16 protein-coding genes are annotated in these 12,387 nt (G+C 62.5%); 4 read left to right on the top strand and 12 right to left on the bottom strand.

Annotated features, from left to right (window positions below; all coding sequences use genetic code 11):
• Positions 1-35 precede the first annotated feature (35 nt).
• The 4 genes from FJ039_06475 to FJ039_06460 all read right to left on the bottom strand — a co-directional run bounded on the left by FJ039_06475 (position 36) and on the right by FJ039_06460 (position 2,458).
• Positions 36-716, bottom strand: a complete 681-nt coding sequence (locus FJ039_06475; protein MBM4405812.1) for a hypothetical protein — start codon at positions 714-716, stop codon at positions 36-38.
• A gap of 23 nt (positions 717-739) precedes the next feature.
• Complete coding sequence (locus tag FJ039_06470) at positions 740-1,336, bottom strand: hypothetical protein (protein ID MBM4405811.1); 597 nt, start codon at positions 1,334-1,336, stop codon at positions 740-742.
• A 66-nt stretch (positions 1,337-1,402) separates the two neighbouring features.
• Entirely contained in the window at positions 1,403-2,113 is a 711-nt protein-coding gene (locus FJ039_06465; protein MBM4405810.1) for a tetratricopeptide repeat protein, read from the bottom strand.
• 48 nt (positions 2,114-2,161) lie between these two features.
• Entirely contained in the window at positions 2,162-2,458 is a 297-nt protein-coding gene (locus tag FJ039_06460; protein MBM4405809.1) for a hypothetical protein, read from the bottom strand.
• A 186-nt stretch (positions 2,459-2,644) separates the two neighbouring features.
• On the opposite strand from FJ039_06460, the gene FJ039_06455 reads away from it, so the two are divergent.
• A complete protein-coding gene (locus FJ039_06455; protein MBM4405808.1) occupies positions 2,645-2,845 on the top strand; it encodes a thiamine biosynthesis protein ThiS in 201 nt (66 codons plus the stop codon).
• 2 nt (positions 2,846-2,847) lie between these two features.
• Complete coding sequence (locus tag FJ039_06450; protein MBM4405807.1) at positions 2,848-3,795, top strand: adenine nucleotide alpha hydrolase family protein; 948 nt, start codon at positions 2,848-2,850, stop codon at positions 3,793-3,795.
• A gap of 20 nt (positions 3,796-3,815) precedes the next feature.
• Here the strand turns inward: FJ039_06450 and FJ039_06445 are convergent, their stop codons facing one another.
• Genes FJ039_06445 through FJ039_06435 form a run of 3 tightly spaced genes read right to left on the bottom strand, consistent with a single transcriptional unit; the run spans position 3,816 to position 6,082 of the window.
• Positions 3,816-4,394 carry a riboflavin synthase gene (locus tag FJ039_06445; GenBank protein ID MBM4405806.1) on the bottom strand — a complete coding sequence of 193 codons (579 nt, stop codon included), beginning with the start codon at positions 4,392-4,394 and terminating at the stop codon, positions 3,816-3,818.
• A 15-nt stretch (positions 4,395-4,409) separates the two neighbouring features.
• On the bottom strand, positions 4,410-5,483 hold the full coding sequence (gene ribD / locus FJ039_06440; protein MBM4405805.1) for a bifunctional diaminohydroxyphosphoribosylaminopyrimidine deaminase/5-amino-6-(5-phosphoribosylamino)uracil reductase RibD: 1,074 nt from the start codon (positions 5,481-5,483) through the stop codon (positions 4,410-4,412).
• A 32-nt stretch (positions 5,484-5,515) separates the two neighbouring features.
• On the bottom strand, positions 5,516-6,082 hold the full coding sequence (locus FJ039_06435) for a dCTP deaminase (protein ID MBM4405804.1): 567 nt from the start codon (positions 6,080-6,082) through the stop codon (positions 5,516-5,518).
• Between the two features lie 164 nt (positions 6,083-6,246).
• Here FJ039_06435 and FJ039_06430 point away from each other — a divergent pair, with 164 nt between their 5' ends.
• Positions 6,247-7,383: a hypothetical protein gene (locus tag FJ039_06430; protein MBM4405803.1), complete on the top strand. Its 1,137-nt coding sequence runs from the start codon at positions 6,247-6,249 to the stop codon at positions 7,381-7,383.
• Between the two features lie 11 nt (positions 7,384-7,394).
• On the opposite strand, the gene FJ039_06425 is transcribed toward FJ039_06430, so the two are convergent.
• Positions 7,395-8,288 (bottom strand): 3-keto-5-aminohexanoate cleavage protein, encoded by an 894-nt coding sequence (locus FJ039_06425; protein ID MBM4405802.1) that lies wholly within the window; start codon positions 8,286-8,288, stop codon positions 7,395-7,397.
• A 143-nt stretch (positions 8,289-8,431) separates the two neighbouring features.
• On the opposite strand from FJ039_06425, the gene FJ039_06420 reads away from it, so the two are divergent.
• Positions 8,432-8,653, top strand: coding sequence for a hypothetical protein (locus FJ039_06420; protein MBM4405801.1), 222 nt, complete (start codon positions 8,432-8,434; stop codon positions 8,651-8,653).
• A 2-nt stretch (positions 8,654-8,655) separates the two neighbouring features.
• On the opposite strand, the gene FJ039_06415 is transcribed toward FJ039_06420, so the two are convergent.
• From FJ039_06415 to FJ039_06400, 4 genes are read right to left on the bottom strand one after another with little or no spacing between them, the layout of a single operon-like run.
• The gene (locus tag FJ039_06415) at positions 8,656-9,216 is read right to left on the bottom strand and encodes a carboxymuconolactone decarboxylase family protein (GenBank protein MBM4405800.1); all 561 of its coding nucleotides are present in this window, start codon (positions 9,214-9,216) and stop codon (positions 8,656-8,658) included.
• An 11-nt stretch (positions 9,217-9,227) separates the two neighbouring features.
• Positions 9,228-10,580, bottom strand: coding sequence for a hypothetical protein (locus FJ039_06410; protein ID MBM4405799.1), 1,353 nt, complete (start codon positions 10,578-10,580; stop codon positions 9,228-9,230).
• Between the two features lie 13 nt (positions 10,581-10,593).
• Positions 10,594-11,736, bottom strand: a complete 1,143-nt coding sequence (locus FJ039_06405) for an amidohydrolase (GenBank protein MBM4405798.1) — start codon at positions 11,734-11,736, stop codon at positions 10,594-10,596.
• 26 nt (positions 11,737-11,762) lie between these two features.
• Positions 11,763-12,218: a hypothetical protein gene (locus FJ039_06400; GenBank protein MBM4405797.1), complete on the bottom strand. Its 456-nt coding sequence runs from the start codon at positions 12,216-12,218 to the stop codon at positions 11,763-11,765.
• Positions 12,219-12,387: the final 169 nt, after the last annotated feature.

Below are 12,387 nucleotides of genomic sequence, written 5' to 3'. Positions count from 1 at the left end.
ACTTCAGTCTAGCACCGCCTGCCGGAAAGGGGCAATCAACGCTTCTTGAAGAGCCCCAAGAACCGGTCTTCATAGTGGCGGAATAGGCCCCAGCGGTCCAGCTCCCGCTTGAGGGTGGTTGGATCTAGGCCGCCCTCGACTTGGCGGAAGAGTGCTTCGATGCGCTCGATGGCAGCGCGGGGGACGCCGGTGGGGTCGGGGTCGAGGAGGCCACGGCCGCTCAATTCGCCGACGTTACCGGCTACGGAGGAGGCGGTGAACTCGTAGATGAATTTGAGGAGGGCGACGTCCCACAGCTCGTCCGGGCCCCTAATGACGACGGCGAGGTGCTCGCTTCGGCCGTCCAGATCGCCCTTGATGCGCTGGGCCACGGTCTCCGGCTCGCCGCTAACGATGTTCATGCCGCCGACCTCGTTGCGATAGGTGTACATCAGGCCGGGAGCATTCGTTCCGTATTGGCGCGCCATCATCTGGAAGTAGTGGCGCGCCTCATCACCGAAACCTTGGAGGTTGAGGAGATAGCCGGGCGTCACTACCTCGGGCCGCTTGGCGATGACCTTCCCTTCGCGGATCACGGATTCTGGACCCGCATTGGCATCGAACTCGGCGAAGATAGGCTCTGTGACCAGGAAATACTTGAGATTCGTCACCCCAAAGGTGGCCAGGAACTGCTTGGGCGGGCGGACGACCCTGGTCTGCTCCAGGGCTTTGGCGATGCGCTCTTCGGCGTTCTCCACAGCTAGACCTGCACGAGGGCCTTGATCGCCTCGCGGAAGCTCTCCAGGTGCTCATCGTACTGCTGGTCCAGCTGGGCGCGGACGCGCAGCCACTCCTGCTGGAACTCCGGCATGGACTCCACATTGGCATTGGGCGGGACCTGAACGCCGCGCTGCTGGGCCGCCTGCTGAAGCTGCATGGCGAACTGCTGCTTCAGCTGCTGCAGGACCTGCTGGCGCTGCTGCTCGCCGTGGCTTTTGTACTGATCCAGCACATAGTTGACGCGCGTCACGATCTCCTTGGTCTGAGGCTTGCTCCCAAGGAGGAGGCGGACGCCTTCCACGGAGCGCTTCACGCTCTTTTCCGCTAGCGGCGTCCGCGGGAGGGCGATGTTGGCAACTAGGACGTCAATCGCGCCTTTGAGCACATAGGGGCGCAGCGATTGCTCGTGGGCGTTGAGGGCGGAGAGGGGGTCGTCTTTCCCCTTCAGAAAGTCGGCGGCGAGCTTTTGCCCCTTGGGGACGCCGTCCCATTCGAGTTTTTGCTTTGGGGTAGGCGCTTTGAGCCCCGCAACCCGTTCCATGGCCTTTTCATAGGCGCTCTTGATCTCGTCAGACATTGGGCGAACTCCAGGCGTCACGAGGGATGTGGTGCGACGCGATCATTATATCAGCGGAATCGCGGGTCAGGCGGCGCGTTCCTTCCGCTTCTTGTCCAGGAGGCGGTTGACGGCCTTCCGATCCAGGCCGAGCTTGCGGCACTCCTCGGCATCGGCTTGGGCCTTCTCATCCTGGCCCAGTGCTGCGTAGCAGAGGGCGCGATGGAGAATGGCCTCCGACTCCTTCGGCTCATGGCGGATGACCACATTGAAATCGGCGATGGCTTCCGGGTAGCGGGCGAGGTTGTACAGGGCCATCCCCCGCGAGAAGTAGTGGAGCCATTCCTTGGGCTCCAGCCGTAGGGCCTGCTGGAAGTCTTCCAGGGCCTTTTCGAAATCGCGCATGTTCATGGAAACGATGCCCCGGCCGTTGCAGGTGCGCGCATCTTCCGGCGCTACTTCTATGGCGCGTGAGTAGTCGCTGAGAGCCGCAGGTTGCAGGCCGAGGTGGTCCAAGGCGGCGGCGCGATTGAGAAGGGCCTCTAGGTGGCGTGGATTCTGCTCCAGGGCCTTTTCGAGATCAGGGAGCGCTTTCTTATAGCGACCGGACATGACATAAGCGGCACCGCGAAGGCTGAGGGCGTCAGTGTCAGCGGGGTTGCTGCGAAGATGCTGTGTGAGGGAGGTGATGGCGCCCTTCCACAGCCCGCCGTCCATAAGGCGGCGGCCTTCGGCAAGGGGGTTAGTTGAGGGTGCGTTTGATGAGGAGGGGTTACGGCTGCTGCGAAAGAGAGGCATGGAGAGGGTGGCTTCAGAAGAACGCGCAGGAGAGAGGAAGGGAGGCGGTTACTTGGCGGTCTTGGTCTTTTCGAGGATGGAGGCTTTCAGAGACTCAGGACATTTGGCTTTCGGAACGCTCTTGACGAGGCCGACGGTCTTGGCTACGGAATTGAGGAGGGCCTGGCAGGGAGGACAGAAGCCAAGGTGCTGCCTGATGCGCTCCGCCATGGGCTTCGGCATATCGCCGTCCACCATGTCAGAGGCGTGCTTGTGGACCTCCCGACAGTCAAAGCCGGAGGCATCATGACAGCCGTCATCGCCGTCATGCCTGTGCCTATGCTTGAAGATGCGATGCTTCCCCACGCTGTTCCTCTTCCGGTATCTCCTACCAGGAATACTAGAGAAGGCCCGGGCCGCAGTCAAGCGTACAGCCCAGGGTTTTCCTCCCGTGCGTAGGTTTGATGCGGCGCTGCGCTAATCGGTTCCTGTGCGCCTCCGCATACCAGGAAGTCCGATATATAATGCTACGTACGTCACCTGGAGAGGCCTATGAAGGTTATCATCCGCCAGCCGCGCCGCCGCGAGGTCGCCATCCAGGGCGGCAGGCAAGTCAGCGACATCATGAAGGAGCTCCAGCTCAATCCGGAGAACTTCATCGCCATCCAGGGCAGGGTCCTGCTAACCCGTGACGCCTTTGTGAAGGATGACGAGACGATCGAGATCCTCTCCGCCATCTCGGGGGGCGCGTAGCCATGCGCTGTCTGAAGTGCCAAGAGCGCGCCTGGGTGGAGCTAAAGCGGCATCACGCCGCCTACTGCGCGCCCCACTACACCGAGTTCTTTGAGCGCCAGGTGGAGCGGAATATCAAGGCCAAGAAGATGTTCACCCTCCAGGACAAGATCCTGGTGGCCGTCTCCGGGGGCAAGGACAGCCTGGCGCTGTGGGACGTGCTGGTCCGCGCAGGGTACCAGACGGCGGGCCTCTACATTGACCTAGGTATCAGCGACTACTCGATGCGCTCCAAGGAGAAGGCCATGGCCTTCGCGGGCGAGCGCGGGCTGCCGCTCATTGTGAAGGACGTGCGGGCGGAGTACGGCGATGGCCTAATAGGCATCTCCGAGCTCTCCAAGGCGCTGCGGCGCGTCCCCTGCTCCGGCTGCGGCCTCACCAAGCGCTACCTGCTGAACCAGGTGGCGCACGAGCACGGCTACAACGTGCTGGCCACCGGCCACAACTTGGACGATGAGGCGGCTACGCTGATGGGCAACGTCCTCCACTGGCAGATGGACTACCTGGCCCGCCAATCGCCGGTGCTGGAGAGCACGCACCCGCACCTAGCGAAGAAAGTGAAGCCGCTGTACACCTTCACCGAGCGCGAGACGCTGAGCTATGTGCTTATCAAGGGGATTGACTACATCGAAGAGGAGTGCCCGAACGCCCAGGGTGCCCAGTCCATCGTCTACAAAGAAGCGCTGAACGCCATCGAGGCGGCATCACCCGGATCAAAGCAGGCCTTTGTGGACGGCTTCTTAAAGAGCCTCCAACCGGTGCTCCACCGGGATGAGGCGGGGGTGACGCTCAACGCCTGCAGCCGGTGCGGCGAGCCGACGACGGGCGAGGTCTGCGCCTTCTGCCGTATGTGGGAACGAGCCAAGGCGGCCAAGGCGAAGGGGAAGGCAGTCATTCCGACAGCATCGTAGCGCCGTCGTTTCGGCTTGCCCTACCGCCGCTTCGCCAGCCGCTCCGCGTACTTCGCCATCACGTCAATCTCCAGATTGGCGTGATGGCCCACCCGCTTGCTCCCCAGCACGGTGTGCGTGCGCGTGAAGGGGATGAGCGTCACGGTGAAGCCTCTGCCGTCCACGCTCACCACCGTGAGGCTCACGCCGTCTATGGCGATAAAGCCCTTCTCCACCACGTAGCGCAGGATCTTTCCAGGGGCTGTGAAGCGTATCAGCAGGGCGTTCTTCTCTTTCTTGATCGCCGCGATCGTTCCCGTCCCGTCCACATGGCCCTGCACCATGTGGCCGCCCATGCGTTGGCCCGCGGCCAGCGCGCGCTCCAGGTTCACGGGTGAACCCGGCTTCAGCGCGCCGAGGTCGGTGCGGCGGAAGGTTTCAGGGACCACGTGGACGGAAAAGCCATCCTTGGTAAGGCGCGTCACCGTGAGGCACGCGCCGTTGACCGAGATGCTATCGCCGAGCTTGGTGCCTTTGAGCACGGTCTTCGCGGCGATGCGGAGGTCGCCGTTCTTCATGGCCTCCACGCGCCCAAGCTCTTCGATTATGCCTGTGAACATGTGGTCACCATCGCTTTAGAGATACCCCTCGATGAGCAAGTCGTCTCCCAAGTGCGTCATCGTTCGCTCCTTCAGTCGCAGCGCCTCTGCGATCTTCCTGATCCCTTTCCCCTCCACCGGTGTCACCGCCTCACGTCCGCCCACGATGATAGGCGCGATAAAGGCGTAGACCTTGTCCACCAACTGCTGTTCAAAGAGGGAGGCGAGCAGTTCGCCGCCGCCTTCCACAAGGACGCTCGTGACAGAGCGCTTGCCTAGAACGTCAAGCACATGATTCAAATCCACCTTGCCGTTAGCCTCCGGCGCGACGATAACTTCCGCCCCTGCGCCGATGAGGTTCGACCACGTTGAGGTGGGTGCATTGGCCGTAACGGCGATGAGCGTCTTTCCCGGCTCTTGCAGGAGCTTTGCGGCGGCAGGCGTGCGCCCCCGGCTGTCCACGATGACCCGCAGGGGCTGGCGCTTAGCAGGCGCATCGCCAGAGAGGCGCGCCGTCAGGCGAGGGTCGTCCCGATGGACGGTGTTGGCGCCCACCATGATGGCGTCCACTATGCTGCGCAGCTCGTGGGCCTTGGCGCGCGCCGCTTCGCTGGTGATCCATTTGGAATCGCCGGTGCGCGTGGCGATCTTGCCGTCCAGGCTCATGGCGAACTTGGCGTAGACGTAGGGGCGCTTGGCGGTCACCCACTTGATATAGGCCTCGTTGATCCTGCGCGATTCGCGCTCTCCATCGCCCAGCGTCGTCTTGATGCCCGCTGCCTTCAGGTCGCCGATGCCTGTGCCGTTCACCTGTGGGTTCGGGTCAATCGTAGCGATGTGGACTTCAGATATCTTTGCCTCGATGATGGCCACAGTGCAGGGTGAGGTTCTCCCCTGGAAGTTATGCGGCTCCAGGGTAACGTACATCGTCGCGCCTCGGGCCGCCTCGCCTGCGTGATCTAAGGCCACGCGCTCCGCGTGGGGCCCGCCCGGCGGCTGCGTGGCGCCTTCGCCGATGACAGCGCCGTTCTTGACGATGACGCAGCCGACGACTGGGTTCGGCGACGTTGTCCCAAGGATGCTTTGGGCGAGTTCCAGGGCCCGCCGCATAGAGCTGGAGGGGCCGCTGCTCATGGCCGGGGCTAGCCTTTGAAGTCTTTGTGGATCTTGCTCGCCGTGGGCACCGTCTGACCTTGGTACTTGCTCCCAAGGGCCGCGGAGCCGTAGGGATTGTCCACGGGCGTGGTCAGGCGGATGAAGGAGAGCTGGCCGATGCGCATCTTGTAGTACAGGGTGATGGGCAGCTTCGCGACGTTGCTCAACTCCAAGGTCAGATGGCCGCGCCAGCCGGGGTCCACATACCCGGCCGTGGAGTGGATGAGCAGGCCCAGGCGGCCCAGGGAGCTTTTGCCCTCCAGGCGCGCCACTAAGTCGTTCGGGATGCCGATATCTTCGAGCGTGGAGCCGAGGACGAACTCGCCGGGGTGCAGGATGAAGGGCTTATCGTCCGTGATCAGCACCATCTCCGTCAGGTCGCTCACGTCCTGGCGCACGTCTATGTACGGCCGCAGGGAGTTGCGGAAGACCAGGATGCGGTTATCCAGGTGAACGTCCACGCTTGCAGGCTGGACGGCGCGCTCCGCGAGAGGCTCGATGATGATGCGCTTGGCCTTAAGCTCTTCCTTGATTGTGCGGTCGCTGAGTACCACGGTGGCTCCCTGAGGGACGGTGTTGCGAATCTGTAGGAGGATTGTAGCAGTGGCACCTGGCCCCTTCAATAGAAAGGGCGGCCGCTGCATCGGCTCCCGCGCCTGAACGCGCTGCTTCCGAAGCGGTTGACTCCTCTTCGGCTAGCCCGTAGGCTCTGCCTCCCATGAGTAACAAGGACTTTGCCGACAAGATCGCCATCGTCGGCGTGGGCGCCAGCAACTTCCGCGAGTTGTGGGACAAGCCTGATAAGGCCCGCACCCAAGACGAGATGTTCGTCGCTGCCTTCAAGGAGGCTCTGGACGATGCCGGCCTCCAGCTATCACAGATAGATGGGCTCATCGCAGGCGGCACCTCCTACGTTACGGCGGCCTACCGCTGCGGCATGAAGCGGGCGCGGTACGTGAACGAGTACCAGCGCGCGGGCCGCCAGATGCCCACCATGCTCTCGCAGGCCGCAGGCGCGCTCCTGAGCGGCATGGCCAACTACGTTGTGGCCTTCAACAGCGTCGCCTTCCGCGCCCAGGGCAACAAGTTCGGGGGCGTCAATGATGGCGACCTGTACGACCGGCCATACGGCATGACCTCAGCCGGGGCCACCTACGCCATGGGCTTCACCCGCTATCAGCACCTTTACGGCGCGAAGGAAGAGGAGCTTGGCGAGATCGCCGTGCAGATACGCAACCATGCCGTCAACAACCCGCGCGCCATCCTTCGCGATAGGATCACCTTGGATGAATACGTGCAGGCGCGCTACATCGCCAAACCCTTGCGCCTCTATGACTACTGCCTGATCAACGATGGCGCAGTGGCCTTGATCCTCACGACGGCTGACCGGGCCAGGGCGCTGAAGCAGAAGCCCGTCTACTTCACCAGCATCGCGACCCAGGTGGCGCTCTTTGAGCGGTACCTGGACCCTGAGCTGTGGACCACCGCCTGCCAGGGCCTCAAGCGGGATGGCCTGGACTCCGTGGGCGTCACGCTCAAGGACATAGATTGCGTGCAGATGTATGACAACTTCAGCGTCGCCGCCTTGTGGGGACTTGAAGGGCTGGGCTTCGCTCCTCGTGGCGAAGGCCTCAAGTGGATCAAGGGTGGGCGAATCTCCCACGGCGGCGAACTGCCTGTGAACACAAGCGGCGGTATGATGGCGGAGGCCTTCCTGCAGGGGTGGAACGCCCACGCGGAGGCGGTGCGCCAGCTGCGCGGCACGGCCATCAATCAAGTGCCCAACTGCAAGCGCGTCCTCTACTTTTGCCTCTCCGCGGTGCCGGGCGTGACACTGATGACGAACGAGCCGTAGCGGAGCCGTGCTCAGGCGGCCCGCAGGCCCATGATTTCCCGCGCCTGGCGCGGGGTCGCGATCTCCCGCCCGCAGGCCTTCGCCATCGTCACAACGCGCCGCACAAGGTCGGCGTTGGTCGGGCGCGGCTGTGCGTCCGACCAGGTCTCATCGCCAAGGCCGATGCGGATATGCCCGCCGGAGACGATCGCCTGCGCCGCCATGGGGATGATGGCCTGGCCGTAGCACATCACGAACCACGCGTAGTTCAGCTTCGGCGCAAGCTCCCGCACGATCTCCGTATACATCTGCACCCCGCGAGGCGTCGGGGGCATGCCGTAGGGGCCGTCCACGGAGCAGAAATATTTGATGAGCACCGGCTCCTGCACCAAGCCCATATCCATATAGGCTAGAAGGTGACGGATATGCCCCGGCTCGGCGCAGCCGTTGTAGGGGCGCAGGCCGTGGGCGTTCACCAGGTTGTACCAGAAAATCTCCTGCGCGTGGGTGAAGACCTTTCCCGATTCCGGGTTCGCAAAGGTCTTGGTGCGGCTATCGTACTTGTTCAGCAGCACAGCGCCCATGTCCAGCGGCGCCATCGTGAGGCGCACTTCAGGGTCTTTGGCAAGGGCGATGATGTGGGAAAGGGAGGCTTCGGTCAGACCCTTGTACGTGGGGTAGAAGACGACGTCCTTGCTGACGCCTGCCTTGTGGATGCGCCTGATGGAGTCCGCGTAGAGGCGGTCGTCCGTCCAGCGCTGCTCCCCAGTGCGCGGGTCGCGGGCGTGGAAGTGCAGCATCGCGGCGCCCGCCTCGATGCATGCGGCGGCATCCTTTGCCACCTCTTCCGGCCCGTAAGGTACGTGAGGGTTCTCCTCCTTGGGCATCAGCTCGTTCATCGCCACTTCAATGATGAGGGGGTGCATAGGCCTCTCCACGTGCTTGGTTACCGCTAAGTCTCCTCTAGCTGTCAATCTCTTGGTAGACTAGCGGTGCGATGGTCCAAGAACGCTGTGAACGGTGTAACTGCTTGGTTGGCCACACCTACTCCCTTAAAGGGGATGGCCGCGTGCTGGTGAGGTGCTTTCGCTGCGCCCTGCGCCACTGGGCTATCTTGCGGCGTTCGCTCATTGTGGCGCTCATTGTAGGCACGGCGCTAACCGCCATTAACCAGGGGACTGTGCTGGCGAAAGGCGACTTCCCAGCCGCGCTCTACTGGAAGATTCCGCTGACCTACTGCGTCCCCTTTTGTGTCGCGACCTTTGGGGCGCTCTCTGCCAGCAGGCGCTAGGGCTAGACGGGCTTCGGAACGTCGTCCAGCGGATGCGGCGGGTTCCCGGAGGCGATGTCCACATCCAGGCCTAGCACAACGTAGCTCAGCATAACGTAACAGCCGATGATGGCCATGATTTCGATAATGCCCTGATTGCCGAGGGCCTTCTGGGCGGCGTCATAGGTCTTCTGGTCTATCTTGCAGGCCATCGTCTGTTTGGTGAATCGGATCCAGAGCCGCTCCTCGGGCTTCAGTCTACGAGTGTTCCCCGTCTCAATCGCTTTCAGGACCTGCTCGCGCACACCGTGATGGCGGGCGAGGATGGCGTGGCTATCGTATTCCCAGGCGTTCTTCATCACCTTTGAGACCGTGCAGATAACGGTCTCTTTTATCGTTGGCTCGAGCTTCGCGTCATAGCGCAGATATTCCATCAGCGCGTAGAGATGCTTCGCCACCCTGGGGCTGTTCATGTAAGTGGAGAAGAGCCGGGAGATGCGATCCCGTCGGCGGGTGATGAACTCGAAGGCCTCGCGCCCTTCCGCGGATGCGGGCGGTTGGGTGATATAAGGGACGCGTGCCATTGCCCGGCGGCCTAAGCCCGGTTCGCCAGGTGGGCGTATTCCCGTTCGATCTCCGCCTCTTTGGGGTACCAATCGGGACGCGGGTAGGCCTCCGGCTCAAGCGAAGTGAAGGTCTGCGGCGGGATGCGGTACATCCGGCGCGCATTCTCCCCCATGAACTTCTTGATCGTCGCCTGCGGCACCTTGCAGGACTGCATCTCCCGCATGGCCGACCAGGCGTCTGAGCCGTCATGGTGATAGGCGTCCGAGGCCCATATGCCGATGTTCTCGAAGAACTTATGTTGGCGGTAGACGGTGGACTCATCGCCTTCAAAGGAGATGAAGATGCGGTCTAGGAATACCTCGCTGGGCGTTTGCGAGAGTTTCGCTGGGCGCTGGTTGCGGTACATCGGGAAGGCGCGATCGCATTGCTCAAGCAGCATCGGGAGCCAGGAGGCGTTCGACTCCATGATCGCCATGCGCGAAACATCGGGATGCCGCTCAAAGAAGCCGGACATCAGCATATTGATCGTCCATACCATCGCCTCAAAGACGAACCCTTGCGGCTCCGTCGGCTCCCGCAATTGCTTGGGGTTGCCCACCTTCCACAGGAGGTCGCCTGCGCCGTTCTGCCTGCCCGTGGGGTTCAGCGTTGGGATGGTGGCTCGCGGCAGGGAGTGCATCGCCACTAAAACCTGGGTATCGGCAAAGGCCTGCCACAGCGGCTCCATGCCAGAGTGGTTCGGGTAGCCGCCGTTCACGTCCACCGGGCGTATCATGGCGACTTTGAAGCCCTTAGCCGCCACACGGCGCAACTCCTCAGCGGCTAGCTTGGGGTCCTGCAGCGGGATGACTGCCGCAGGGAAGAGCCTGCGACGGTCTTCCGAGCACCAATCGCTCGCCCAGTCGTTGTAGGCCCGTGCGACGAGTGCCGCCGCCTGTGGGTTTTCGATGAAGAGATAGGCGCCGAACATCATGAGCGGGATAACCACCACTTGGTCTATCCCCTGCTGGTTCAGGTCCCCGATGCGCGCCTTCGGATCGCGGGCCCCTCTATGCTCGACATAATTCAACTGCTCTTCTGTCAGCTGCATCGTAGAGAGCTTGCGCAAGAGCCTCTTTGTGACGCCGGGGCCGCCTACTTCGGCGCGGTTGGGGACACGGCGCTCCGGGCCCTGGTAGTTGGCGGCGAAGCTGGTGCGCGTCTTGCCCCAGGTGGCCGGCAGGGCCCGTTTGCCGTTGACGGCGATGAAGTCCTCGTCAGGCCAGAACCAGGGCTTGACGGCCTCCCGCTCCTGGACGGAGAGGTAGTTCCAGATATCCGGCGATTCGGTGACATGGGCGTCGCAGTCGAAGACCGGGAAATCTTTTTGGATCAGCGCCATAGCGGCCTCCCGCTTAGTTCTCTCTGATGGCGTACAGCCGAGCCGCGTTGTCCCACATCATCTTGTGTCGCACATCATCCGGGATAGGCTGCTTCAGCATATCTTCCAGCGCGTGGATGTAACCCTTTCCCTCAGGGTGGCCGAAATCGGTGGCCGTCACCAGGCTGTCGGTGCCAAGCGTCTCGTACGCTGGCTTCAGGCCCGGGTCGTCCGGGTCTGCCGATATGAAGCACTGGCGCTGGAAGTACTCGACGGGGGACTTCTTCACGCCTTCAAAAAGCGTTCCGCGGAAGGCCCCGGCGACCGACGCGTCCATCCGGTCCAGCCAAAAGGCCGTCCATCCCGCGCCCGATTCCAGGTGTACCACGCGCAGCTTGGGGTGGCGCTCCAGCACGCCCCCGGCGATGAGCGCCATGGAGGCCAGCATGTTGCCGATGGTGAAGGAGCAGGCGCTGCGACCCTTGGTGAGGCGCTGCGCCGGGAAATAGTGCCGCGTCCAGGTCTCGGATGCGGTGCCGGAGACTACATGAACGGCCAGCGCCGTATCCAGGTCTTCCAGCTCGCTCCACAGCGGGTCGTAGAGAGGGTCGTACAGGCGGTGCTCCCCCACGGGCTCCGGGTTGATCATGATTGCCTTAAAGCCTAGTTCCTTCACACAGCGGCGCGCTTCCCTTGCCGCCTCCACCGGGTCCCGAAGGTCTATCGCCCCTGCGCCGAGGAGCCGCCTGCCCTTGATCTGCACGATGAAGTCATACAGCCAGTTGTTGTAGGCGCGGCGGTAGGCGGCGGCGGTGGCCGGCGAAAGTTTCAGGACGGTGGTCACGTACAAGTTCACCGTGGGAAACATCATCATGTAGTCAATGCCCGTTCGCGCCAGAACCGTCTCGTAGCAATCGGGCGTAAAGCCTTTGGCGATGTAGTCTCCATAGGACTCCTTCAGGCCAGGGAGCCCGGCGGGCGGCAGGTCCTTGGTGCCGAAGGGCATGAAATATTCGCCTATCTGGACCTTGGTCTGAAAGCCTGGAGGATCGCCGTAGTAGCCCGTGGAGGAGACGGGCATCTCATCCCGGAACTTCGGCTCCAGGTACTTCACCCACATGTCGGACGGCTCCAGCATGTGCGCGTCTACCTCTATGAAGCGATAGCCCTTATACATCGGTCCCTCCTCTGCCTGAATCGGTCCTACCCGTGATGCCCGTGGCTTGCCGGCTGCCCGCCCACGGCCTGCTTGGGCGGCTTGATGCGCGGCCGCACTTCTTTGGCGAAGAGTTCGATGGAGCGCATGATCGCCTTATGCGGTGTGGTGAATGATTGCATGAAGAAGAGCGCCTCGTCTACCCCGGCGTCGGACATGCGCTGGAGGATCTTCAGGCACGTTTCCGGACTGCCGATGCAGGCGCTGCCCAGGCCCACTTTGATCACTTCTTTGATGTCAACACTTTTCACCTGCTCGTACAGTTGGCCGAAGTGCTCATAGTGCCACTGGTAGGAGTGAGGCGCATTGCCGTTGAGCCACGGGGCGTGGAGCGCATGAGAGTGCTCCAGGTAGGTCTTCACGTTGGGGCACTGGATGTTCAGCGCCTCTTCTTCATCCTCGGCGCACATGGCTGTCACCCACAGGGCGAACTTATTGTTCACGAATTTGCCTACCGGCGTCGCGTTCTTGATGTCCCGTCGGTACGCGTCAATGTACTCGCTGGTGACCTGCCCCCCAAAAACTAGACCAGGCGCAAAGTGAAAAAATGCCTGGACGGAAAGGGAGGCAGCGATGCCAAGGAAACGGTTTGCGGCAGAGGAGATCATCAAC

The organism is Chloroflexota bacterium, from assembly GCA_016875535.1.
GTDB lineage: Bacteria > Chloroflexota > Dehalococcoidia > SHYB01 > SHYB01 > VGPF01.
The sequence above is the reverse complement of the archived record's forward strand: the minus strand, read 5'-3'. Positions and strand labels throughout refer to the sequence as shown.

Bases quoted from the DNA above. Each gene is read 5' to 3' on its own strand.
- FJ039_06450 (MBM4405807.1), top strand. From the start codon at position 2,848: ATGCGCTGTCTGAAGTGCCAAGAGCGCGCCTGGGTGGAGCTAAAGCGG.
- FJ039_06430 (MBM4405803.1), top strand. From the start codon at position 6,247: ATGAGTAACAAGGACTTTGCCGACAAGATCGCCATCGTCGGCGTGGGC.
- FJ039_06470 (MBM4405811.1), bottom strand. From the start codon at position 1,336: ATGTCTGACGAGATCAAGAGCGCCTATGAAAAGGCCATGGAACGGGTT.
- FJ039_06445 (MBM4405806.1), bottom strand. From the start codon at position 4,394: ATGTTCACAGGCATAATCGAAGAGCTTGGGCGCGTGGAGGCCATGAAG.
- FJ039_06455 (MBM4405808.1), top strand. From the start codon at position 2,645: ATGAAGGTTATCATCCGCCAGCCGCGCCGCCGCGAGGTCGCCATCCAG.
- FJ039_06465 (MBM4405810.1), bottom strand. From the start codon at position 2,113: ATGCCTCTCTTTCGCAGCAGCCGTAACCCCTCCTCATCAAACGCACCC.
- ribD (MBM4405805.1), bottom strand. From the start codon at position 5,483: ATGCGGCGGGCCCTGGAACTCGCCCAAAGCATCCTTGGGACAACGTCG.
- FJ039_06425 (MBM4405802.1), bottom strand. From the start codon at position 8,288: ATGCACCCCCTCATCATTGAAGTGGCGATGAACGAGCTGATGCCCAAG.
- FJ039_06410 (MBM4405799.1), bottom strand. From the start codon at position 10,580: ATGGCGCTGATCCAAAAAGATTTCCCGGTCTTCGACTGCGACGCCCAT.
- FJ039_06405 (MBM4405798.1), bottom strand. From the start codon at position 11,736: ATGTATAAGGGCTATCGCTTCATAGAGGTAGACGCGCACATGCTGGAG.
- FJ039_06415 (MBM4405800.1), bottom strand. From the start codon at position 9,216: ATGGCACGCGTCCCTTATATCACCCAACCGCCCGCATCCGCGGAAGGG.